22 protein-coding genes and 1 tRNA gene are annotated in these 21816 nt (G+C 67.8%); 9 read left to right on the top strand and 14 right to left on the bottom strand.

Annotated features, from left to right (window positions below):
• Positions 1–6 precede the first annotated feature (6 nt).
• Positions 7–1173 carry an ABC transporter permease gene (locus tag WS51_RS11905; RefSeq protein ID WP_059771958.1) on the top strand — a complete coding sequence of 389 codons (1167 nt, stop codon included), beginning with the start codon at positions 7–9 and terminating at the stop codon, positions 1171–1173.
• A 13-nt stretch (positions 1174–1186) separates the two neighbouring features.
• On the opposite strand, the gene WS51_RS11900 is transcribed toward WS51_RS11905, so the two are convergent.
• From WS51_RS11900 to WS51_RS11890, 3 genes are all read right to left on the bottom strand, one after another.
• Entirely contained in the window at positions 1187–2524 is a 1338-nt protein-coding gene (locus tag WS51_RS11900) for a carotenoid oxygenase family protein (protein WP_060361359.1), read from the bottom strand.
• 16 nt (positions 2525–2540) lie between these two features.
• On the bottom strand, positions 2541–3167 hold the full coding sequence (locus WS51_RS11895; RefSeq protein ID WP_069229247.1) for a DUF2239 family protein: 627 nt from the start codon (positions 3165–3167) through the stop codon (positions 2541–2543).
• Between the two features lie 137 nt (positions 3168–3304).
• The gene (locus tag WS51_RS11890) at positions 3305–4027 is read right to left on the bottom strand and encodes a glutathione S-transferase family protein (protein WP_069229246.1); all 723 of its coding nucleotides are present in this window, start codon (positions 4025–4027) and stop codon (positions 3305–3307) included.
• 104 nt (positions 4028–4131) lie between these two features.
• Here WS51_RS11890 and WS51_RS11885 point away from each other — a divergent pair, with 104 nt between their 5' ends.
• From WS51_RS11885 to WS51_RS11875, 3 genes are all read left to right on the top strand, one after another.
• Positions 4132–5040, top strand: a complete 909-nt coding sequence (locus tag WS51_RS11885; protein WP_230974069.1) for a LysR family transcriptional regulator — start codon at positions 4132–4134, stop codon at positions 5038–5040.
• A gap of 222 nt (positions 5041–5262) precedes the next feature.
• Positions 5263–6603: an MFS transporter gene (locus tag WS51_RS11880; RefSeq protein WP_059546488.1), complete on the top strand. Its 1341-nt coding sequence runs from the start codon at positions 5263–5265 to the stop codon at positions 6601–6603.
• Positions 6604–6665: 62 nt separating this feature from the next.
• Positions 6666–8063, top strand: coding sequence for an enolase C-terminal domain-like protein (locus tag WS51_RS11875; RefSeq protein WP_069229245.1), 1398 nt, complete (start codon positions 6666–6668; stop codon positions 8061–8063).
• 69 nt (positions 8064–8132) lie between these two features.
• Here the strand turns inward: WS51_RS11875 and WS51_RS11870 are convergent.
• The 5 genes from WS51_RS11870 to WS51_RS11850 all read right to left on the bottom strand — a co-directional run bounded on the left by WS51_RS11870 (position 8133) and on the right by WS51_RS11850 (position 10587).
• Positions 8133–8208: transfer RNA gene (locus WS51_RS11870), tRNA-Ala, on the bottom strand.
• 66 nt (positions 8209–8274) lie between these two features.
• Complete coding sequence (locus WS51_RS11865) at positions 8275–8634, bottom strand: c-type cytochrome (protein ID WP_059505456.1); 360 nt, start codon at positions 8632–8634, stop codon at positions 8275–8277.
• A complete protein-coding gene (locus tag WS51_RS11860; RefSeq protein WP_059452657.1) occupies positions 8631–9428 on the bottom strand; it encodes a BON domain-containing protein in 798 nt (265 codons plus the stop codon). Before WS51_RS11860 ends, WS51_RS11865 begins: the two co-directional genes overlap by 4 nt.
• Before the next feature lie 17 nt (positions 9429–9445).
• Positions 9446–10030, bottom strand: a complete 585-nt coding sequence (locus WS51_RS11855) for an SIS domain-containing protein (protein WP_059452656.1) — start codon at positions 10028–10030, stop codon at positions 9446–9448.
• Positions 10031–10158: 128 nt separating this feature from the next.
• On the bottom strand, positions 10159–10587 hold the full coding sequence (locus tag WS51_RS11850) for a YraN family protein (RefSeq protein ID WP_230943577.1): 429 nt from the start codon (positions 10585–10587) through the stop codon (positions 10159–10161).
• Between the two features lie 46 nt (positions 10588–10633).
• On the opposite strand from WS51_RS11850, the gene rsmI reads away from it, so the two are divergent.
• On the top strand, positions 10634–11512 hold the full coding sequence (gene rsmI, locus WS51_RS11845) for a 16S rRNA (cytidine(1402)-2'-O)-methyltransferase (protein WP_069229244.1): 879 nt from the start codon (positions 10634–10636) through the stop codon (positions 11510–11512).
• A 94-nt stretch (positions 11513–11606) separates the two neighbouring features.
• On the opposite strand, the gene WS51_RS11840 is transcribed toward rsmI, so the two are convergent.
• On the bottom strand, positions 11607–12218 hold the full coding sequence (locus WS51_RS11840; RefSeq protein WP_059452653.1) for a septal ring lytic transglycosylase RlpA family protein: 612 nt from the start codon (positions 12216–12218) through the stop codon (positions 11607–11609).
• Between the two features lie 659 nt (positions 12219–12877).
• Between WS51_RS11840 and WS51_RS11835 the strand changes: the two genes are divergently transcribed.
• The 3 genes from WS51_RS11835 (at position 12878) to WS51_RS11825 (ending at position 14728) form a co-directional block, all read left to right on the top strand.
• Positions 12878–13522: an MBL fold metallo-hydrolase gene (locus WS51_RS11835; RefSeq protein WP_059452652.1), complete on the top strand. Its 645-nt coding sequence runs from the start codon at positions 12878–12880 to the stop codon at positions 13520–13522.
• Positions 13519–14178, top strand: a complete 660-nt coding sequence (locus WS51_RS11830) for a 3'-5' exonuclease family protein (RefSeq protein WP_059452651.1) — start codon at positions 13519–13521, stop codon at positions 14176–14178. Before WS51_RS11835 ends, WS51_RS11830 begins: the two co-directional genes overlap by 4 nt.
• 79 nt (positions 14179–14257) lie before the next feature.
• Positions 14258–14728, top strand: coding sequence for an Lrp/AsnC family transcriptional regulator (locus tag WS51_RS11825; RefSeq protein ID WP_006477376.1), 471 nt, complete (start codon positions 14258–14260; stop codon positions 14726–14728).
• Positions 14729–14761: 33 nt separating this feature from the next.
• Here the strand turns inward: WS51_RS11825 and WS51_RS11820 are convergent, their stop codons facing one another.
• The 3 genes from WS51_RS11820 to WS51_RS11810 all read right to left on the bottom strand — a co-directional run bounded on the left by WS51_RS11820 (position 14762) and on the right by WS51_RS11810 (position 17463).
• On the bottom strand, positions 14762–15919 hold the full coding sequence (locus WS51_RS11820; protein ID WP_069229243.1) for a cation diffusion facilitator family transporter: 1158 nt from the start codon (positions 15917–15919) through the stop codon (positions 14762–14764).
• Between the two features lie 237 nt (positions 15920–16156).
• On the bottom strand, positions 16157–16450 hold the full coding sequence (locus tag WS51_RS11815) for an H-NS histone family protein (RefSeq protein WP_006491875.1): 294 nt from the start codon (positions 16448–16450) through the stop codon (positions 16157–16159).
• Positions 16451–16803: 353 nt separating this feature from the next.
• A complete protein-coding gene (locus tag WS51_RS11810) occupies positions 16804–17463 on the bottom strand; it encodes a HugZ family pyridoxamine 5'-phosphate oxidase (protein ID WP_059505464.1) in 660 nt (219 codons plus the stop codon).
• 223 nt (positions 17464–17686) lie between these two features.
• Between WS51_RS11810 and WS51_RS11805 the strand changes: the two genes are divergently transcribed.
• The gene (locus WS51_RS11805; protein ID WP_059505466.1) at positions 17687–18901 is read left to right on the top strand and encodes an MFS transporter; all 1215 of its coding nucleotides are present in this window, start codon (positions 17687–17689) and stop codon (positions 18899–18901) included.
• 101 nt (positions 18902–19002) lie between these two features.
• Here WS51_RS11805 and WS51_RS11800 read toward each other — a convergent pair whose 3' ends face one another.
• Positions 19003–20145 carry a branched-chain amino acid ABC transporter substrate-binding protein gene (locus tag WS51_RS11800; protein ID WP_059546474.1) on the bottom strand — a complete coding sequence of 381 codons (1143 nt, stop codon included), beginning with the start codon at positions 20143–20145 and terminating at the stop codon, positions 19003–19005.
• Positions 20146–20564: 419 nt separating this feature from the next.
• Positions 20565–21644, bottom strand: a complete 1080-nt coding sequence (locus WS51_RS11795; RefSeq protein WP_069229242.1) for an NAD(P)H-dependent flavin oxidoreductase — start codon at positions 21642–21644, stop codon at positions 20565–20567.
• Positions 21645–21816 lie beyond the last annotated feature (172 nt).

The raw sequence follows: 21816 nt of genomic DNA, 5'->3' as shown, positions 1-21816 counted from the left end.
CCGCCGATGACGATTCCGCTCACCTACATCGCGCGCAACCTGTGGACGCGCCGGCTCACCACCGCGCTCACCGCGGGCGGGATGGCGCTGGTGATCTTCGTATTCGCGACCGTGCAGATGCTCGACGCCGGTCTCACGCAGACGCTCGTGTCGACCGGCGAAGCGGACAACGTCGTGGTGATCCGCAAGGGCGCGGAAACCGAGATCCAGAGCGCGATCGACCACCAGCAAGCCAACGCGCTCGAGATGCATCCGGCCGTGGCGCTCGGCCCCGACGGCCGGCCACGGGTGTCGAAGGAAGCCGTCGTGCTGATCTCGCTCGTGAAGACGTCGAGCGGCAAGCCGTCGAACGTCGTGATCCGCGGCGTGTCGCCGGCCGGCCTCGCGCTGCGCCCGCGCGTGAAGCTGGTGGCCGGTCGCCCGTTCGCGCCGGGCTCGTCGGAGATCGTCGTCGGCAGCGCGATCGCGAAAGGCTTCAGCGGCACGCAGCTCGGCGACCGCCTGCATTTCGCGCAGCGCGACTGGACCGTCGTCGGCATCTTCGACGCGGGCGGCAGCGGCTTCGATTCGGAGATCTGGGGCGACGTCGACCAGCTGATGCAGTCGTTCCGGCGCACCAGCTATTCGTCGATGGTGCTGCGCATCCCGAGCGCCGACGGCTTCGCGCGGTTCAAGGCCGACATCGACGTCGACCCGCGGCTGACCGACGAAGCGAAGCGCGAGCAGACGTTTTACGGCGACCAGTCGAAGGCGCTGTCGACCTTCATCAACATCCTCGGCATCACGCTGTCGACGATCTTCTCGATCGCCGCGATGATCGGCGCGATGATCACGATGTACGCATCGGTCGCGAACCGCACCGCCGAGATCGGCACGCTGCGCGCGCTCGGCTTCAAGCGCGCGAACGTGCTCGCCGCGTTCCTGCTGGAGGCGCTGCTGCTCGGCTTCGTCGGCGGCGTCGCCGGGCTCGCGTGCGCGTCGTTGATGGAGTTCGCGTCGTTCTCGACCACCAACTTCCAGACTTTCTCCGACCTCTCGTTCCGCTTTGTGCTGACGCCCGCGATCGTCGCGAAGACGCTGCTGTTCTCGCTCGTGATGGGCCTTGTCGGCGGCTTCCTGCCGGCGATGCGCGCCGCGCGGCTGAACATCGTCGACGCGCTGCGCGCGCAGTGACGCGCGCGGCCGGTCACGCGCGGCGCTCGCGCGGCACCCAGGCGCCGTGGAATCCGGCCGGCACGCGGCGCGGCAGGTGCACCGTCGCGACCGGCGCCGCGTCGATCGCGCGCGCATCGAGGATCACGACATCGCTCGTATCGGTGGCCGCGCGATAGACCAACACCAGCAGCCAGCCGTCGTCCTCGTCGGTGCCGCCCGGGCGCGGCACGAACACCGGCTCGCCGTTCTGGTCGCCGGCCGGCACCGCGTAACGGGTCGTCGTGCCGCGCACGTGGTCGAAACGCATCACGCCGCGCATCTCGGCGTTGTTCGGTTGCTCGACCGAATACAGGTAGCGGTACGGGCGGCCCGTCCGGCTTTCGTTGATGCGCGGCAGCTCGATGCCGCCGTCGGCGAGCGGCCCCTCGTCGATCAGCCCGTTCGCGGTATCGATCACGTAGCGCCACAGCTCGCCGACCGGGTTGTCGGCGAAGCGGCCCGTGCGCGCGTCGAGCCGCAGGAACCACGGATAGCGCACCGCATCGAGCACGATGCACGACGCGTCGCAGTCGTACGCGTTCACGACGTGCTGGATGAAGCACGGCTCGATGCCGAACCAGTGCACATCGCCGCCGTGACGCGGGATCACGCCGATCCGCGCGTCGCGATCGTCGTGCCAGCGCAGCGGCATCCGGTGCCCCTGTTTCAGCATCGCGAAGTCGTAGCCGACGTTCAGGTCGAGCAGCAGGCTGCGCGTCTCGGTGATCGCGAGGTCGTGCATCATCGACGGCGCGCGCAGGTCGACGGCGAGGTCGACGCGCTGCACGCCGTGCGCATCCGCGACGCCGTAGCGCAGCCACGGCGTGCGCCAGTCCGCGCGAAACAGGATCAGCTCGCCCGTCACCGGGTCGACCTTCGGATGCGCGGTCATCGCGCCGTCGAATGCGGGATGCCGCGCGGGCGCACCGAACGTGTCGAGCGCGGCCGTGATCGCGAGCGGCGCGCCGCCTTCGGCCAGCGCGAGCAATTCGCCGGCGTGCTGCACGACGTTTACGTTCGGGTTCGTGTCGGGCAGGTGCGGCGCCTGTTTCGGCGCGTGCACATTGGCCCAGCGGCGCGTGCGCGCCCAGCGGTTCCGGTAGCCGGCCGCGCGGCCGCGTTCGAATGCGATCGCGTGCAGCATCGCCGCTTCGGGCCACCACGACAGCACGTCGTTGCCGTCGAAACGGCCGCCCGGCGGGTTCGGGCCGTTGCGCAGCAACGTGCCGTCGAGTTCGGGCGGGATCGTGCCCGTCACGCGCAGGTCGACGACGTCGATTTCGTCGGCGACCGGCGCGATCGCGCCGCGGTTCAGATCGAAGGTCGTCATCGCGCCGTGTGCTCCGTCAGCAGTCTTCGGTCGACGGCGGCAGATCGCCGCGCGCCAGCGCGAGCGCATGGTCGCGCACGTCGTCCGGCCAGCCGGCGATCAGCTCGGCCATCCGCGCGAGGTCGTTCGCATACAGCGCACGCGCGGCCTCCTCGAAATTCGGCAGATCGCCCGCAAGCGCGGACATGAAGTGGTACGCGCGCGTTTGTGCGTCGCGACGCCGGTCGGCCGCCGCGTGCGTGCGCCGTGCGTCCTCCACCAGCTTGCGCAGCGCGACGGACGCGCCGCCCGGCTGCGCGGCGAGCCAGTCCCAGTGGCGCGGCAGCAACGTGACCTCGCGCGATACCACGCCGAGCTTCGGACGGCCGCGGCCGCGTTGTTCGGCCGTGCCCGCCGACTCGCCGACCGGCGCGGATGCGTCGCGTGGCACCGGCGCGTAACGCGCGCGGATATCGTCCGCCGTGCCGCGCAGGTCGAGGTCGATCGCGCGGCCCGTCGTGTCGTCGAAGATCGCGATCGTGCCGGACATCGTGTCGCCGTACGCCTGCCGGATCGCGACCGCGACCGTCGCGAGCGAGCCCGACGCGACGCGCCGATGGCCGTCGAATGCCGTACAGGAAGGAATCAAGGTGGAAAGCGTCATCGTGGCCGCCCATGGGCAGAAATCGGAATGGCGCTATTTTTATCCGGGTATAAATTGATTGTCAATATCGCCCGGGTAAAAATCGCCGATTCCAAGCCCTTCGCGGACGACCGCATCGCTCGGTCGTCCTGCCCGATTCAGGCCGGCGTCGCCGTCACGCGTGCGCTGGCGAGCGCGTCTTCGAGCGACACATGCCCGTGGAACGCCTGCGATGCCGGCAGCGGCAGGTCTTCCTCGATCGCATGCGCGAACTGCACGCCGGCGTCGTCCGCGAGCCGCGCACGCAGCGCGGCGATGCGCGCGAACGCATCGCGCTCGAACACCGCGTGATAGTCGGCCCACCGGGCGATCCCGGCAAAATACGCGTCGGCGAGCGTGCGCCGCGCGCCGAGCAGCCACGGACCGTCGCCGCGCGCGAGCAGCGCTTCGAGATGACGATGCGCATTCAGCACCTTGCGGCGGCCATATGCCTGCAGTGCGTCCTTCTCCGCGCCTTCGGTGCCGTGCTCGTACACGTACCAGAGCGCACCGAACGCACTGAAGAACGTCGTGTTCAGCCACGCGAGCATCCGGTTCAGCTGGTCGAAATCCGCGCTGCCCTGCCGGAACGCGAGGCCGCTGTCGAGCGCATGCGCGCCGATATGACCGAGGATCGCGACGCTTTCGGTCAGCACGTCGCCGTTCGCGGTCACGAACGCCGGCGTCTCGGCGGCCGGGTTCAGCGCGCAGAACGCATCGCTCTTCACGAGGCCGGGCATCGTGATGCGCGACAGCCGGTACGGCTGGCCGGCCCATTCGAGCGCGACGATCGAGCCGAACGAGCAACCCGCCGGAACGCCGTAGAGAAGGATCGGGGACATGATGGTTTCACTGAAGTTGATCGAGCGATCATGCTCCCACGACGAACGATGATGCAGTAGCCGCTAGAATCGAAACCCGTCGTTTCTTCTGGTGGACGCTGACAGTGAACTTGAACGATCTGTATCTCTTCGTGCAGGCGGTCGACGCGGGAAGCATGTCGGCGGCCGCACGCCGCCTCGACCTGCCGAAATCGACGGTCAGCAAGCGGGTGGCCGAGCTCGAGCGCACGCTCGGCGCGCGGCTCGTGCATCGCACGTCGCGCAGCTTCCGGCTGACGCCGGTCGGCACCGAGTTCTTCGAGCATGCGCGCGCGGCGGTGATCGAGGCCGAAAGCGCACGCGACGCGGTGTTGCGGCAGGCGGCCGAACCGGCCGGCGTGGTGCGGATCACGAGTTCGGTGCCGGTCGCGCAGCACATCCTCGCACCGTGCCTGCCGGCGCTGGCGATCGCGCATCCGAAGCTGCTGCTGCAAATTCATGCGAGCGACCGGCTCGTCGACATCGCGCAGGAAGGCTTCGATATCGCGGTACGCAGCCATTTCGCGCCGCTGCCCGATTCCGCGCTCGTGCAACGGCCGCTGGCCACGTCGCCGATCGTCGCCGTCGCATCGCCGGCCTATCTCGCGCGCGCCGGCACACCGGACGTGCCGGCCGATCTCGCACGGCACGACGGACTTCATCCGGACCAGCAGCCGTGGCGGCTGCAGCGCGATGGCGAAACCGTCGACGTCGCGCCGCGCATCCGGCTGCTGGCCGATGAATCGACGCTGCTGTTGCAGGCCGCAACGGCCGGCCTCGGAATCGCGTGCCTGCCCGACTGGATCGCCGGCGCCGCGCTCGCATCGGGCGCGCTGGTGCGCGTGCTGCCCGGCTGGCGGGCCGGCACCGTCACGACGACGTTGCTGATGCCGCACCGGCGCGGCCAATTGCCCGGCGTGCGTGCCGCCGTCGAGTTTCTCGCGCAACACGTGGCGGCCCATCACGGCGCAGGCGCGAACGACACGCGTGCGTAAAGGCGTCCCTCGACGCGGCCTTCTCCGCCAACCGATTCAATTCCTGAATCGATCAAGTCAGCAATTGGCATGAAAGCGCGATTTTCGCCATGACAGAATGGGCCGGACGCCCTGCCTCGCTGCATCGGCGTCCGGCCACGGCCGGCAGCACCGCCACGACAAAACGCGCGCACCTACGCGCAGCCGCACGACGGCACCTTCCGCCCTTCGGAGGAGACAGTCATGAATCCGCTTCACGCATTGCCGGCGTCCGCATCGGCAACGGCCCGGCGCACCCGCGTGCGCTGGCTCGTGCTGACCGTGCTGTTCGCGGTCACGACGATCAACTACGCGGATCGCGCGGCGATCGCGATCGCGGGCCCGGCGCTTGCGCGCGCGATGCACCTGAGCCACGTGCAGATGGGCTTCATCTTCTCGGCGTTCGGCTGGTCGTACGTGATCGCGCAACTGCCGGGCGGCTGGCTGCTCGACCGCTTCGGGTCGCGCATCGTCTATGCGTTCAGCATCTTCTTCTGGTCGCTGTTCACGCTGCTCCAGGGCGGCATCGGCTTCTTCGGCGGCGCGGCCGCGTTCGCGCTGCTGTTCGGGTTGCGCTTTCTGGTCGGCGCGGCCGAGGCGCCGTCGTTCCCGGCCAACAGCCGGATCGTCTCCGCATGGTTTCCGGCCGCGGAGCGCGGCACCGCGTCGGCGATCTTCAATGCGGCCCAGTACGCGGCGACCGTCGTGTTCGCGCCGGTGATGGGCTGGCTCGTGCACGCGTACGGGTGGCAGTCGGTATTCGCGGTGATGGGCGTGCTCGGCTTCGCGTTCGTGCTGGTGTGGAACCGCACGATGTACGACCCGAAGGCGCACCCGCGCATCAACGGCGCGGAGCTCGACTACCTCGCCGAAGGCGGTGCGCTCGTCAACATCGACCAGGCGACGGGCGCGCGCGACGGCGGCCCGTCGATGCGCCACGTGAAGGCGCTGCTGAGGAACCGGATGCTCGTCGGCGTGTACGTCGCGCAGTACTGCATCAACGCCCTCACCTATTTCTTCATCACGTGGTTTCCCGTCTATCTCGTGCAGGCGCGCGGGATGTCGATCCTCAACGCGGGGCTCGTCGCGTCGATCCCGGCCGTGTGCGGGTTCCTCGGCGGGATTCTCGGCGGCATCGTGTCCGACGCGCTGCTCAAGCACGGCCAGTCGCTGTCGGTCGCGCGCAAGGTGCCGATCGTGATCGGCATGCTGCTGTCGATGTCGATGATCGTCTGCAACTACACCGATTCGCACGTGCTCGTCGTGCTGTTCATGGCGCTGTCGTTCTTCGGCAAAGGGCTCGGCGCGCTCGGCTGGGCCGTCAACGCGGACACCGCGCCGCGCCAGATCGCCGGGCTGAGCGGCGCGCTGCTCAACACGTGCGGCAATCTTTCCAGCATCACGACGCCGATCGCGATCGGCTACATCGTCGACCGCAGCGGCTCGTTCAACGGCGCGCTGGTGTACGTCGTCGCGCACGCGCTCGTCGCCGTGATCTGCTACCTGTTCGTCGTCGGCGAGATCCGCCGCGTCGAGCTGAACTGAACCGCGCGGGCCGCGCCGGCGCGTCCGGCGGCCCGTGCATGACCGGAACCAGGAGCGAACCGATGTCCGAATCCCGCCGTGCCGGCACGCCGCGCGTCACGCGCATGCAGGTGATCCCCGTCGCCGGCCGCGACAGCATGCTGCTGAACCTGTGCGGCGCGCACGCGCCGTATTTCACGCGCAACCTCGTGATCCTCGACGACAGCAGCGGCCACACGGGCGTCGGCGAAGTGCCCGGCGGCGAAGGCATCCGCCACGCGCTCGAACGGATGGCCGATCTGGTGGTCGGCCAGTCGATCGGTCATTACCAGGCAACGCTCAACGCGGTGCGCGCGGCGCTGTCCGGCACCGGTGCGGCGGCCGGACGCACGATCCGGCACGAGGTGACGTCGGCCGGGGAGGCGGCCGTGCTGCGCCAGCCGCACGAGATCAACCTGCGGCTCGACAACGTGATCACCGCGATCGAGGCCGCGCTGCTGGACCTGCTCGGCCAGCATCTCGACGTGCCGGTCGCGGCGCTGCTCGGCGAGGGCCAGCAGCGCGACGCGGTGCCGATGCTCGCGTACCTGTTCTACATCGGCGAGCGGCGCCGCACCGACCTGCCGTATCGCGACGAGACGCACGCGGCCGATCCGTGGTTCCGGCTGCGCAACGAAGCCGCGCTCACGCCGGCCGCGATCGCGCAGCAGGCCGAGGCGGCCGTCGAGCGCTACGGCTTTGCCGATTTCAAGCTGAAGGGCGGCGTGATGGCCGGCGCGGATGAGATGGAAGCGATCGCGGCGATCAAGACGCGCTTTCCCGACGCGCGCGCGACGCTCGACCCGAACGGCGCGTGGTCGCTCGATGAAGCCGTCGCGCTGTGCCGCGGGCAAGGTCATCTGCTCGCGTACGCGGAGGATCCGTGCGGCCCGGAAGCCGGCTACTCGGGCCGCGAGACGATGGCCGAATTCAGGCGAGCCACCGGCATCCCGACGGCGACCAACATGATCGCGACCGACTGGCGGCAGATGGATCACGCGGTGCGGCTGCAAGCCGTCGACATTCCGCTCGCCGATCCGCACTTCTGGACAATGCAGGGTTCGGTGCGGCTTGCGCAGTTGTGCCGCGACTGGGGACTCACCTGGGGTTCGCATTCGAACAACCACTTCGACGTGTCGCTGGCGATGTTCACGCACGCGGCGGCGGCGGCGCCCGGCACGATCACCGCGATCGATACGCACTGGATCTGGCAGGAAGGCGACGCGCGGCTCACGCGCGAGCCGCTCGAGATCGTCGGCGGACGGGTGAGCGTGCCCGAGCGGCCGGGGCTCGGGATCGAACTCGACATGGCGCAGGTCGAGGCCGCCCATGCGCTTTACGAACAAGTCGGCGGCACGGCGCGCGACGACGCGATGGCGATGCGGTATCTCGTGCCGGGCTGGACGTACGATCCGAAGCGGCCGAGTTTCGGGCGCAGGTGATCGCGGCGGCGCGGGCTCGCGGAAAAGCAAAAAGGGCCCGGTCTTGCGACCGAGCCCTTCGAAGTTCGTTGGTGGAGCGGAGGAGGATCGAACTCCCGACCTTCGCATTGCGAACGCGACGCTCTCCCAGCTGAGCTACCGCCCCAACAGTCGACCATCATACACATGCATTTCCGCGCTTGGCAATAGGGGATCCGTCACCCCCGACGCGTCACTTTGACGGCGCGCCGGCCAGCACCCATTCGACCACGGAACGCAGGTCCGCGTCGCTCATGCGCGGATGGGCCGGCATCGGAATCGCGCCCCAGACGCCGGAGCCGCCGTCCTTCACCTTCTTCGACAGCTTCGCGACGGCCTGCGGATCGGACTTGTAGCGGGCCGCTATGTCCTTGAACGACGGACCGACGAGCTTGCGATCGACTGCGTGACAGCCCATGCACGCGTTGCCGCGCGCGACCTTGAGACCGTCGCCGACGTCCGCCCGCGCCGTGCCGAGCGCACCGGCCGCGAGTGCCGCGACTGCGGCGCCCTGCACCATCCATTGCCTGATCTTCATTTGCGTCGACTTCATTGCGGCGTGGCCTTCGGGTTGCCCGGATGCACGCTCGACGAATTCGAGATCGGCGCCGGCGGTTGCAACGGCGTGGACTGGACCGACGCATCGGGCACCGCGCCGACGGTCGCGGCATCCGCGGGCGCGGCGGCGGCCGGTGCGCCGGACGCCCCGCTCGGCGTCGCGGCCTGCAATGCCTGCGCGTCCGCCGGCTGGATGTACTGGAACACCTTCACGACCTTCTCGACGCCGGGCACCTGGCTCGCCGCCTCGGCGCCGCGATTGCCTTCGTCGACCGTCACAAGTCCCATCAGGTAGACGTTGCCGCGCTCGCTGACGACCTTGTAGTAGTTGGCCGACAGCCCCTTCGTCGCGATCAGCTCGGACTTCACGCGCCCTTCGAGGTACGAGTCGTTCGCGCGCGACGACAGCGACGACGCCGGCTCGACCGACAGCTCGTTGACGATGCCGTTCACGTTGTTGATGCCGCGCACGATTTCCTCCGCGCGCTGCTTGGATGCGTTGTTCGGCACTTCGCCCGTCAGCAGCACGCGGCGGTTGAACACCGTCACGTTCACGTGCGACTGATCCGGCAGCCCGTTGTTGATCTGCGTGAGCGACTTGACCTGGATCTCGCGATCCTCCGTCTGCGCGCCGAGCGTGCGGCGATCGGTCGCGATCAGCGCGCCGCCGCCGGCAGCCGCCCCCAGCACGCCGAGCACGCAGCCCTGCAGCGACATCGCGAGGCCCGCCGTCAGCGCGGCGAGCAACGTGGTTCTGACGAGCGTCTGTTTGACGCGGCTTTGATTCATCGACGGCTCTCCTTCGTTCAATCCTCACCCAGCAGCATCGCGTCGATGCCGTCGCACAGGCAGTGGATGGTCAGCAGATGGACTTCGTGGACGCGTGCCGCGCGCGAGGCGGGCACGCTGATCGGAATATCGGTGTCGGACAGCGCGGCCGCCACGGCGCGGCCATCGCCGCCCGTCAGCGCGACGACGGTCATCTCGCGCTCGTGCGCCTCGTCGATTGCGGCCAGCACACGCGGCGACGCGCCGCTCGCGTCGAGCACCAGCAGGATGTCGCCGGTCTGCCCGAGCACACGCACCTGCTGCGCGAACAGCTGATCGGCGGCCGCTGCCCCCGTGAGACCGCCCTGCGACGCATCGGTGGCCAGCGCGATCGCGGGCAAGCCCGGACGCTCGCGCTCGAAACCGCCGACGAGCGACACGGCGAGGTAATGCGCTGCGGCGGCCGACGGGCCATCTCCGCATGCGACGATCTTGTTGCCGTTCGCCAGCGCGGCGAACATCGCGTCGACCGCGGCCGCGATCGGCAGCGACAGCGCATCGGCCGCTTCGGCGTGAAGCGCGGCGCTGTCGCGGAAATGTTGCTGAATACGTTCGACTGACATCGATTCCTGGTGAACTGGGCGCGCACGGCTCGCAGCGCGCAACGTCATGGGTGCGGCGAGTTTACCGCACTCCGGTACCCTCCCCGGCGGTATGACGAGAACTCTTTACATCTCGTCACAGCTCGCGGCTACGCATCGTCGGCACGAAATGCATCGCGCAGCCACTCGAGCCGGCCGGCCTCGAATGCGATCACGTCGAATCGACATGCGGCCCCCGCGCCGTGCCGCGCCCAGAAATGGAGCGCGGCAGCGAGCAGGCGCCGCCGCTTGCGCCAGCCGACGCTCGCGGCCGCGCCGCCATGCCGGGCGCTGCGCCGCGCGCGCACCTCGACGAATACGAGCGTGCCGTCGGGCGAGCGCATTACGAGATCGAGTTCGCCGCCGCGCATCGTCACGTTCGCCGCGACGAACGCGAGACCACGGCGCTCCAGGAACTGCCGCGCGCGCTGCTCGAACGTCGCGCCAATCGATCTGGATCGCGCCGTGCCGGAAAAGTTGCCTGCGCCGGCCGGCGAACCGTGCTCGTTGCCCGGCGCAACCGGCGCCGCGTGGCACAATGCCGTCCTTGTTCCGCTTGCGCCGCGATTGCGCGCATTGCCTGCCATGACTGCCCTCCTCGAACTCGCGCAAACGCAGCACTACCCGGACGCCGCGCTCTACGTGGTCGCGACGCCGATCGGCAACACCGCCGACATCACGCTGCGCGCGCTGCACGTGCTCGGCCTCGCCGACCGCATCGCGGCCGAAGACACCCGCAACACGGGCCAGCTGCTGGCCCGCTACGGGATCTCGAAACCGCTCGTCGCCGTGCACGAACACAACGAGCGCGAAGCCGCGCTACGCGTGATCGAACTGCTGCGCGCCGGCGAACGCGTCGCGTACGTGTCGGACGCCGGCACGCCCGGCATTTCGGACCCCGGCGCGCGGCTCGTCGATGCCGTGCGCGCGGCCGGCTTCCCGGTGATTCCGCTGCCGGGCGCGAGCGCGGCCGTGACCGCGCTGAGCGTGGCGGGCGACTGGGCCGGCGCGTTCACGTTCGCGGGCTTCCTGCCGCCGAAGCCGAAGCAGCGTGCGAGCGCGCTGCAGGCGCTCGCGCGGCACCCGTACGCGCTGGTGTTCTACGAAGCGCCGCACCGGATCGCGGATACCGTCGCCGCCATCGCCGACGCGTTCGGCCCGGCACGCCGGCTGCTGATCGCACGCGAGCTCACCAAGCTACACGAGCAACTGTTCCAGGGCACCCTGGCCGAAGGACAGAGCTGGCTCGCCGGCGATGCGAACCGGCAGCGCGGCGAGTTCGTTCTGGTCGTCGAAGGCGCACCGGCCGACGGCGGCGACGCCGACGACACCGCGCACGACGCGCTGCTCAAGCTGCTGCTGGAAGAAGTGCCCGTGAAGAGCGCGGCGAAGCTCGCGGCCGCGCTGACGGGCGCATCGCGCAACGCGCTGTATGCGCGCGCGCTGGCACTGAAGGAAGGCTGACACGCAAGCGCGGCGACTTCCGCCGCGCGGCTCGCGGAAACGAAAAAGGGCTGCCCGAGGGCAGCCCTTTTGCATAAGCGGACGAACCGCCGCGTTACTTCGACGACAGCGACGCGAACATCTCGTCGCGTGCCTCGCGCGCTTCCTGCGGCGACAGCCCTTCGATCTTCACGCGGCCCGTGCCGGCATGCACGAGGCCGATCATCTTGGCGGCCGCATACGACAGGTCGAGCACGCGGCCACGCTTGAACGGCCCGCGATCGTTGACCTTCACGACGACCCACTTGCCGGTCGACGCGTTGGTTACCTTGATGTACGACGACAGCGGCAGCGTGCGGTGCGCGGCGGTCAGCGCATTCATGTTGAAGCGCTCGCCGTTCGCGGTGCGGCGGCCGTGGAAGTCACGGCCATACCACGACGCCCGGCCGGTCTGACGGAAGTCGGACACGTCCTTGCCGTCGATCGGCTCGGCGTCCGCCAGCGACGACTTCTTCGCGTCCTTGCTGTCGGCCGCCGGCATCGAGGCCAGCGCGGAATCGAAATTCAGTTGCTGCTTGTCGTCGTCCGCTTTCGCGGCAGCGGCCGTCTTGTTGACCGCGTTCTTCTGGTTGGCGCTGCTGGTGGTCTGGCTGGGTGGCACCGCACAGCCCGTCAGCGCAAAAAATAATGCAATGGTCCCGAATCGAGTCGGAAAACGAAAGTTCATCGACGTGTCGCCTTCTGGTTCGGGCCGCACCGATACAACGCTGCTCAACAACGCAGATACGCGGCCCGGACGGCAAATGCGTGCACGCCCCGCTCGGATCACCCGAGCAGGCGGCTAGCATGGGCGCGGCTTCGTCTCTGCCGCAACCGTCCTGATTAGTTTTCACGTCTGGCGCAACCTGTCCCCGGCAGCCTGACCAGACCCCACATGCCGCCATCGAACATGGCTTTCACGTTCGCGCGCGTCGCATACAGCCAACGCACAGGAACGGCGGCACAGGCCTCATCCGGCGGCGCGGCAGCAGGGCCGCAGACGGGCGCGCAGCACCCGGCCGGACAAGACGTGAGCACCGAATGCTCGGTGCTGGATACACCGCCGGGCTCCCCGGCGGTCGATGCTTGACGGTGAATCCGCGCCCTGTTTTAACGGGGCCGAAACACCAGCGAATTGCGTGAAATTCACGCGCAATGGGCGGCATTATACATAAACCAAAAGCCCGTCTCGAAAAGCGCCCCGTCCGGACCATTGATTCTCACTATGGCCGTAACAATCGGAATGCTCCGGGATTGCCCGGAGCCGCGCGTCCGAGGCCGCTGCGCTGCACCGGCAGGCAGCCCGCGCGACCGGTACAATCGGTCCTTTTAGCCGCCGGTGCCTCCATGAAAGTCACGCTCATTCCGGTCACGCCGTTCCAGCAGAACTGCTCGCTGCTCGTCTGCGAAAAGACCGGTCGCGCCGCCGTCGTCGATCCGGGCGGCGACATCGAACGGATCGAACAGGAGATCGCGCGGCAGAACGTGCAGGTCGAGAAGGTGCTGCTCACGCACGGCCACGTCGATCACTGCGCGGGCGCGAAGGCGCTCGCGACGCACTACGGCGTGCCGATCGTCGGACCGCAGGAAGACGAGCGGTTCTGGATCGAGCAACTGCCGATGCAGAGCCAGCGCTTCGGCTTCCCGGCCGCCGAGGCGTTCGAGCCCGACCATTGGCTGAACGACGGCGACACCGTGCAGTTCGGCGACGAGACGCTCGAGGTCTATCACTGCCCGGGCCACACGCCCGGCCACGTCGTGTTCTTCAGCCGCGCCCATCGTGTCGCGATCGTCGGCGACGTGCTGTTCGCCGGCTCGATCGGCCGCACCGATTTCCCGCGCGGCAATCACGCGGACCTCGTGCGCTCGATCAAGGAGAAGCTGTGGCCGCTCGGCGACGACGTGACGTTCGTGCCGGGCCACGGCCCGGTGTCGACCTTCGGCGACGAGCGCCGCACGAATCCATTCGTGTCCGACAAGGTGTTCGGATGAACCAGACCGCCATCCCCGAAATCTATGTCAGCACCGACGTCGAGGCCGACGGCCCGATTCCCGGCCCGCATTCGATGCTGAGCTTCGCGTCGGCCGCCTATACCGAGGACAAGCAGCTGATCGCGACGTTCTCGGCGAATCTCGAGACGCTGCCGGGCGCGCAGGCCCATCCGGTGCAGGAAGCGTGGTGGAAGACGGAACCGGAAGCCTGGGCCGCGTGCCGGCGCGACCTGCAGGCGCCCGAGGCCGCGCTCGTCGCGTACGTCGAGTGGGTCGAGGCGCTGCCCGGCAAGCCGGTGTTCGTCGCGATGCCGGCCGGCTTCGATTTCACGTTCATGTTCTGGTACATGATGCGTTTCGCCGGACGCTGCCCGTTCTCGTGGTCGGCGCTCGACATCAAGACGCTCGCGTTCGCGATGACGGGCCTGCCGTACCGCAAGGCGATCAAGCCGCGCTTTCCGAAGCACTGGTTCGACGATCATCCGCACACGCACGTCGCGCTCGACGACGCGATCGAGCAAGGCGCGCTGTTCTGCAACATGCTCGCCGACCTGCGCCGCCAGCAGGCCGCGCTCGCGGGCCTCGCGGTGGGCGACACCGATCGGTCGGAGCAGGCAGGGGCGGGACAAAATCCCACGGATCCGCGTGCAAATTAGCGAATCTCGCTCAGCGACGCGCCGCCAGATTGCCTTTCCTTTCCCGGCCCTCTAACATTCAGCGTGTTGTAGCTGCCGCATGGAGGCGCAGGTGACGCTCGATTCCTTTTCGCAAAAAATCCTTCGCCTGTTGCAGCTCGACGCGCGCCGTTCCGTGCAGGAAATCTCCGACCAGGTCGGCCTGTCGAGCACGCCGTGCTGGCGCCGCATCAAGGACATGGAACAGTCCGGCGTGATCCAGCGCTACACCGCGCTGCTCGATCGCGAGAAGCTCGGCCTGCACGTGTGCGCGCTCGCGCACGTGCACCTGACCCGCCACAACGAAGGCGGCGTCGAGCAATTCGAGCGCGAGATCGCGACCTGCCCGGAAGTCACCGAGTGTTACAGCACGACGGGCGAGGCCGATTACATCCTCAAGATCGTCGCGCCCGACATCAAGGCCTACGACGTCTTCCTGCACGAACGGATCTTCAAGATCCCGGCCGTGTCGCAGGTGCGCACGAGCGTCGTGCTGCGCGAAATCAAGTTCGACACGCAACTGCCGCTGTAACGCGCGGCTCGCGATCGCACTCGCGGGCGCCGCTCAGGCCTGCGCGGGCAGCCCGCGCGTGAAGCCGATCCGACGCGCGCCGAACTGCCGCTTCAGCGTGTCGACGTCGAGCCGGCCGGCCAGCGCCGCGTCGGTATCGTCGGGGCCGGCGTCGAGCGTCACATCGATCTCGAGCCCGGTGCTCAGGTAGTGCAGGTTGATCGCGGCCGGGTGCAGCCCGCGTTGCGCGAGCGCGGCCTCGAGCCGCGCGGCGATCTCCGCGCGCGGCGGCAGCGCGAGCGCCGGACGGCGCGCCGTGTCGTTCTCCGGGTCGACGTGGATCAGCGCGTCGAGCACGCGCGGGTCGCGCAGCACGCGCGCACGTGCGCTTTCCGCGATGTAATGGCCTTCGGACACGGAGATCATCGGATCGACGAGGATGTGCGCGTCGACGAGCGCCGCATCGCCCATCTTGCGCGTGCGCAGGTCGTGCACGTCGCGCACGCCCGGCGTCGCCGCGAGCAGCGCGCGGATCTCGGCCGTGTCGGCGGTGTCGAGCGCGCGATCGGACAGATCCTGAAGCGCGTCGTAACCGAACGTCCAGCCCATGCGGGCAACCATGAAACCGACGATCGCCGCGGCGATCGGGTCGAGCAGACGCACGCCCGCGAGACTGCCGACGATGCCGATCGCGACGACGAGCGACGAAGCGGCGTCGGAGCGCGCATGCCACGCGTTCGCGACCAGCATCGCCGAACGCACGCGCCGCGCCTCGCGCAGCATGTAGCGGAACAGCGCCTCTTTCGACACGAGCACGGTCAGCGCGACGATCAACGCGGAAAAATGGACGGCCGGGATGTTTTCGAGATTCACGAGACGGTCGCCGGCCCGCCAGAGCATGCCGATGCCGACCGCGATCAGGATCGCGCCGAGAAACAGCGAAGCGACGGTCTCGTAGCGGCTGTGTCCGTAATTGTGATCGGCATCCGGCGACGCACCGCTATGGCGATTCGCCACCAGTACGACAAAATCCGAGATCAAATCGGAAATCGAATGGATGCCATCGGCGATCAATGCCTGCGAATGCGCAACCACGCCGACGACGATCTGAAACGTCGCAAGCACCACATTCAGCACAATACTGACGAGGGTGCTCTTGCGCGCGACCGCGTGCTTATCCGCGCTTTGCGCGTCGTCGGAAAACGTAGACATGAAATACGAGATATCGGTTGGGATACGGAATTCTATCAAACGACGTCCGTCCGATATTCCAGTAACACAAAATTTTCCATTCAAATCAACCGCTTATGCGAACCGGTCGTATTTTCATTCACGCCCCGCTGATGACGTTTTCATGACAAAAAGCATACATTCAGGTGTCGAAATGCAAAGAGCCGCGCTCCTTGACGGATGCGCGGCTCTTTTTGAGGCGTCGACTTAAACGATCGTTTAAATCGCAAACTGTTCGCGGTTCTTGCCTGCGATCCAGCGCGGCGGCTTGCCGCGGCCCGACCACGTCGCGCCCGTTTCCGGATCGCGGTATTTGGCGGCCACGCCTGCGCGCGGACGACCGACCTTGCCTGCCTTCGCGCGGCTGAGGCCGAGTTCGGCGAGCGAAAAGCCGTAGTCGGCAATTTTCTGCTTCACGTCATTCAGCACTTCGGCGTATTCGCGCGACTTCGCTTCTTCGATTTGCTTCTCCAGCTTCTCCCGCTGGGCCAGCAGGTCCTTGTAAGAAGACATAGTTTCCCTTTCTATATGACCAATGGCACCGGTCTGCAGCCGGCTCACCATTCATGAATATTTGTGCCTCGGATTTTCGAAGGCAGAGATTAGCACAAAAAAGATTTGATAGAAGCGAGATTCATGAAAATCCCGAGGCCGATTGTGATTCAAACATGTCATTTTGACCGGCCACGGCCTTTTCTCAAATTTTCTCGTGCTTGCATAGAGATTAGGACATTACCGATCCGGTAATCGGCCTATCAATCTACGCAATTACCCTGCATAGCGAAAATCAAAGCTTTCATACGACGACAAGTTTGCAAAAATCGCACAGCGCGGGACGCGCGACGGACAAAATCTTATCGGCGACGTCATGTGACATTCCGCGCGCTCGCCATCAATCGCTCGCGCAGCGCGCCGGCGTCGGCCGGCATCGGCTCGAACGGCGTGCGCACGCGGCGGCCGTCGCAACGCCAGTCGGCGCCGTGGCGATCGACGCCGAGCAACTCGAGCCCGTCGCGGCGCGCATCGCTCGAGTCGTACGCGTTCCACAACGCCCGTTCGTCGTCGAACGAGAGCGGCGCCAGCGCATCGAGGCCGGTGCCGTCTACCCAGCCCATCCGGCCGAATCCGCCGATATAGCGCAGCCGCTCGATGTCGAGCGCCCAGAACGTGAAATCGCCGAGCGCCAGGTAGCGCGCGGCATCGGGTTCGTAGCGCGTGTAACGCGCGGCGACATGCGGATCGTCGCCGAGCGGCACGAAGCGGCCGAGCAGCGTCGCGCGCTCGGCGTTCAGCACGTCGCCGTCCGGCGCGTCGACGACGAGGAATCCCGCGCGCGGATCGGCGATCAGGTTGCGCGTGTGCTCGGCCAGGCCGCTCACGAGAATCACGGGGCGATGATTCGCATCGGGCGCGAACGGTACGACGGTCGGATACGGAAAGCCTTGCGGATCGCGCGCGTGGGTCGCGAGCGTGCCGAGCGCGCAGCGGTGCAGCAGATGCACGGCAAGGACGGGATCGATGTTCACGGTGACTCCTGCGGTCGGAAAGCCTGGGCGGCAACGGTGGCGATGACGCGCCGCGCTGGAACGTTTCGGGCACGCCGCCTGCGCATCGATGTTACTCGCGGCGGCGGCGCGTCGGGCATCGGCCGGATGGCCAGTGCGCCGGCAAGATCGTAAGCGGTTCGATAGAATCGGACCCATCCGACGGGCGCGACGCGCCCGCGCATCGTCCATTCAAGAGCGCTCCGTGTCCGAAACCTCCTCCCGATCCTCGTCCGACTTCGCCGCGCCGCCCGACGCGCATCGCATGCTGGCCTTGCCGGTCCGCCAGCGCGCACGCACGGCCACGATGGCACTGTTCTTCATCGCCGGCATGATGTACGCGTCGTGGGGCGTGCACGTGCCGACCGTGCGCGACCGGTTCGCCTTGAGCCCGGGCCTGTTGTCGATCGCGCTGTTCGCGGTCGCGGGCGGCTCGATCGCCGCGATGCTGACGATCGCGCGCTGGATCGCGCGCGTCGGCTCGCGCACCGCGTGCCTCGCGGGCGGGCTCGTGATGTCCGCATGCGCGGCGCTGATCCTCGTCGTGCCCGATTACTGGATGCTGCTCGTCGTGCTCGCGCTGTTCGGCTTCTCGATGGCGACGCTCGACGTTGCGATGAACGCGGAGGCGAGCGCGGTCGAGATCGCGCTCGGCAAGCCGATCATGTCGTCGCTGCACGGGATGTTCAGTATCGGCGGGATGTCGGGAGCCGCGGCCGGCGGCGCGTTGCTGTCGGCCGGGATGGCGCCGGCCGTGCATCTCGCGCTGGCGGCGGCCGTCAGCGCGGCGGTGCTGCTCGCCGCGAGCCCGGCCGTGCTGCCGCACGTCCCGCATCACGAACACGCGCACGGCGGCGGCAACCGCTGGCGCTCGCCCGCGCTCTGGATGCTCGGCGGCATCGCACTGATCGCGCTGATCGCCGAAGGTGCGATGTACGACTGGGCGACGGTCTACATGCGCGACGTCGTCGCGGCGAGCCCCGCGCTCGCGAGCGCCGCGTATGCCGCATTCTCCGGCGGAATGGCCGTCGCGCGATTCGCGGGCGACGCGGTGCGCGCGCGTTTCGGCGCGCCGCAGCTCGTGTTCGCGAGCGCGTCGCTCGCGTGCGCCGGGATGATCGGCGCGCTGCTGCTGCCGAACCCGATCGCCGTGCTGACGGGCTTCACGCTGATGGGCCTCGGCCTTGCGAACATGATGCCCGTGCTGTTCGCCGCCGCCGCGCGCGTGAAGGGCATCCACGCGGCCGAAGGTCTCGCGCACGTGGCCGGGCTGGCGTACTTCGGACTGCTGTTCGGTCCGGTCGTGATCGGCGCCGTCGCCCAGGCCGTGAACCTCACCGTCGGCCTGTCGGTCGTCGCGCTGTGCGCGGCACTCGTCGCGGCCGTCGCGCCGAAGGTGCTCGCGCACCTGAAGATCTGAGCGCGCGGCAGCCGCACCGCCCGCTGCGAGATCGCCAAAAAGAAAGGCGCGCCTGCGTTGCCGCAGGCGCGCCTTCACCCCTCTGTCGACCGCTTTTCAGCTTACATCTTCACTTCGTCGAGCAGCGTCTTCTTGCCGCTCTTGTAGTTGTACAGCGAAATCACGCCGTGCTGCAGGTCGCCCTTCGAGTCGAAGGTCGTCGTGCCGATCACGCCCGTGTACTTCGTTGCCGGCATCGCCGCGAGGATCTTCGCCGGGTCGGTCGAGTTCGCGCGCTTCATCGCGTCGGCGATGATGTACACGGCGTCATACGTGAACGGTGCGTAGATCTGGATCGGCTGGCCGAAACGCTTCTCGTACTTGGCCTTGAACGCTGCGCCGCCCGGCATCTTCTCGAGCGAAGCACCGGCTTCCGAGCACACGATGTTGTCGGTCGCGTCGCCGGCCAGGTCGGCCAGCTTCTCCGTGCACACGCCGTCGCCCGCGAAGATCTTCGCGCGCAGGCCGAGCTGCTTCGCCTGTTTCGCGAACGGGCCGCCGGTGGCGTCCATGCCGCCGTACATGATCGCGTCCGGGTTCTCGCCCTTGATCTTCGTCAGGATCGCGCGGAAGTCGACAGCCTTGTCGTTGGTCGCGTCGTGCGACATCACCTTCAGGCCGAGCGCCTTGGCCTTCTTCTCGAATTCGTTCGCGAGACCCTGGCCGTAAGCGGTCGAATCGTCGACCACCGCAACGCTCTTGATGCCCTTCGAATGCGCGTAGTCGGCCAGTGCCGGGCCTTGCTGCGCGTCCGTCGCGACCACGCGGTACGTGGTCTTGAAGCCTTGCTGCGTGTAGGCCGGGTTGGTCGCCGACGGCGAGATCTGCACGATGCCCGCATCGCTGTAGATCTTCGAAGCCGGGATCGACGTGCCCGAGTTCAGGTGGCCGACCACCGCGACGACCTTGTCGTCGACGAGCTTCTGCGCAACCTGCGTGGCCTGCCGCGGGTCGGCCGCGTCATCCTGCGGGTCGAGTTGCAGCGTGATCTTCTGGCCGCCGACCGTGAGACCCTTCGCGTTGATTTCCTCGACTGCGAGACGCGCGCCGTTTTCGTTGTCCTTGCCCAGGTGTGCAATGCCGCCCGTCAACGGCGCGACGTGGCCGATCTTGACGACTTGATCGGCGGACGCGTTGCTTGCAGCTGCAGCACACAGCATCGCCGCTGCGGTGATCGGCAACAGCTTTTGCATCTTGATATTCATGTAAGTCTCCAGTTTCGGTCCCAATAAACGCCATCGCCCGGTGCCCCGCTGCCATCCCTGTGTTTGCATTCACTGGACGATTCGCCGGTTGCATCGTTTATGCACTTGGCCTCAAGCACGTAGGGAAACAGCCGCTTGTAGCGGCCGCCCGCCCGTACTTGCGCGCAAGTGTAGGTGATCAAATTAATTTGTGGGACTTTTTTGGGGTAGTGGTAACACTACCGATACGGGCGCATTGGAATGAACACTCGGATATCGCTGCAAGGCCCGCCAGATAAGGGTTTCCGCTAATTTCCGACGGCCGGATGAAAGGTTGATTCAAATCATTCCGCGTCATTTCGATTCGGTATTTTGTGCGCGGGATCATTGAATGAAACGCGCGTGACAACACGCGCGTTTCTCGCTTCGATGCGAACCGCTCAGGCGGCCATTGCACGCCATTCGGCGTCGAGCGCGTCGACGAGTTGCGACGTCGTCAGCGCGGCCGCGCGCCGCCGCGCGAGCGGTGCGCCCTGCCCGGCCCACAGCGACAGGTAGTCGCCGTCGTTCGCGCGCGCAGCGGCCTGGCGCAGCGGCTGGGTCAGCGCGTTCTGCACCGGATACGGCGCGACGTCGGCCGCGCGTTCGCCGAGCCGCATCATCAACGTGTTGCGCAGTCCGCGCGCATGGCGGCCCGTGATCGCGCGCGTGACCCGCGTCGACGTATCGGCGCTCTCGCGCAACCGCGCTTTCCAGTCCGCCGCGCTCGCGCTTTCCGCACACGTGATGAACGCGGTGCCGAGCTGTGCGGCCTGCGCGCCGAGTGCGAGCGCGGCGGCGATCCCGCGGCCGTCCATGATGCCGCCGGCGGCGAGCACGGGCAGCCCCGTGGCATCGACGAGCTGCGGCACCAGCGCGAACGTGCCAATCAGCGCATCGTCGGCGGAGCCGATGAAGGTACCGCGATGGCCGCCGGCTTCGGCGCCCTGCGCGGACAACGCGTCGGCGCCGGCCGCCTGCCACGCGAGCCCTTCGGCGACGTGCGTCGCGGTGCCGATTACGTAGGTGCCGGCGGCCTTCAGGCGCGCGACGTCGGCCGCATCGAGCACGCCGAACGTGAAGCTCGCGACCGGCACGCGCAGCGCGACGAGCGCGTCGAATTGCGCGCGGAAATCGGGCGCGTAGCGCGCGGGCGCGGTGCCGGGCGGCAACCCGAGCGTCGCGTTCAACGGATCGATCGCGGCGAGCGCGCGTGCGACGGTCGCCGCGTCGGGCGCGGCCTCGGACAACACGAACAGGTTCACGGCGAACGGACGCGAGGTCGCCGCGCGAATCGCCGCGACTTCGGCCGCGAGTCGATCCGGCTCGAACGCGCCGGCGCCGAGACTGCCGAGCGCGCCGGCATTGGATGCGGCCGCGACCATCGCGGCCGTGGTCGCGCCGACCATCGGCGCCTGCACGAGCGGCAGGCGCAAGCCGAAGCGTTCGGAAAACGGAGTGGACAATGCACGGGCTGACATGGCGAATCCTTCGATGACGATGCGCGAAAGCGCTTTGTAAAGGCCTGCACGTCGACTCTATCGAAGCGGCGCGTCGCCGAAAAATGAATAATCGAGATCGAAACGATCGCTGCGCGAGAAGCAGTTCGCGACGCGGCTTCGACACGGCGTCGACGCGCGCCCATCCGCCAGG

Origin of the sequence: Burkholderia territorii (assembly GCF_001718335.1) — a bacterium.
Lineage (GTDB): Bacteria > Pseudomonadota > Gammaproteobacteria > Burkholderiales > Burkholderiaceae > Burkholderia > Burkholderia territorii.
This window is presented reverse-complemented; position numbering and strand designations above follow the sequence as displayed.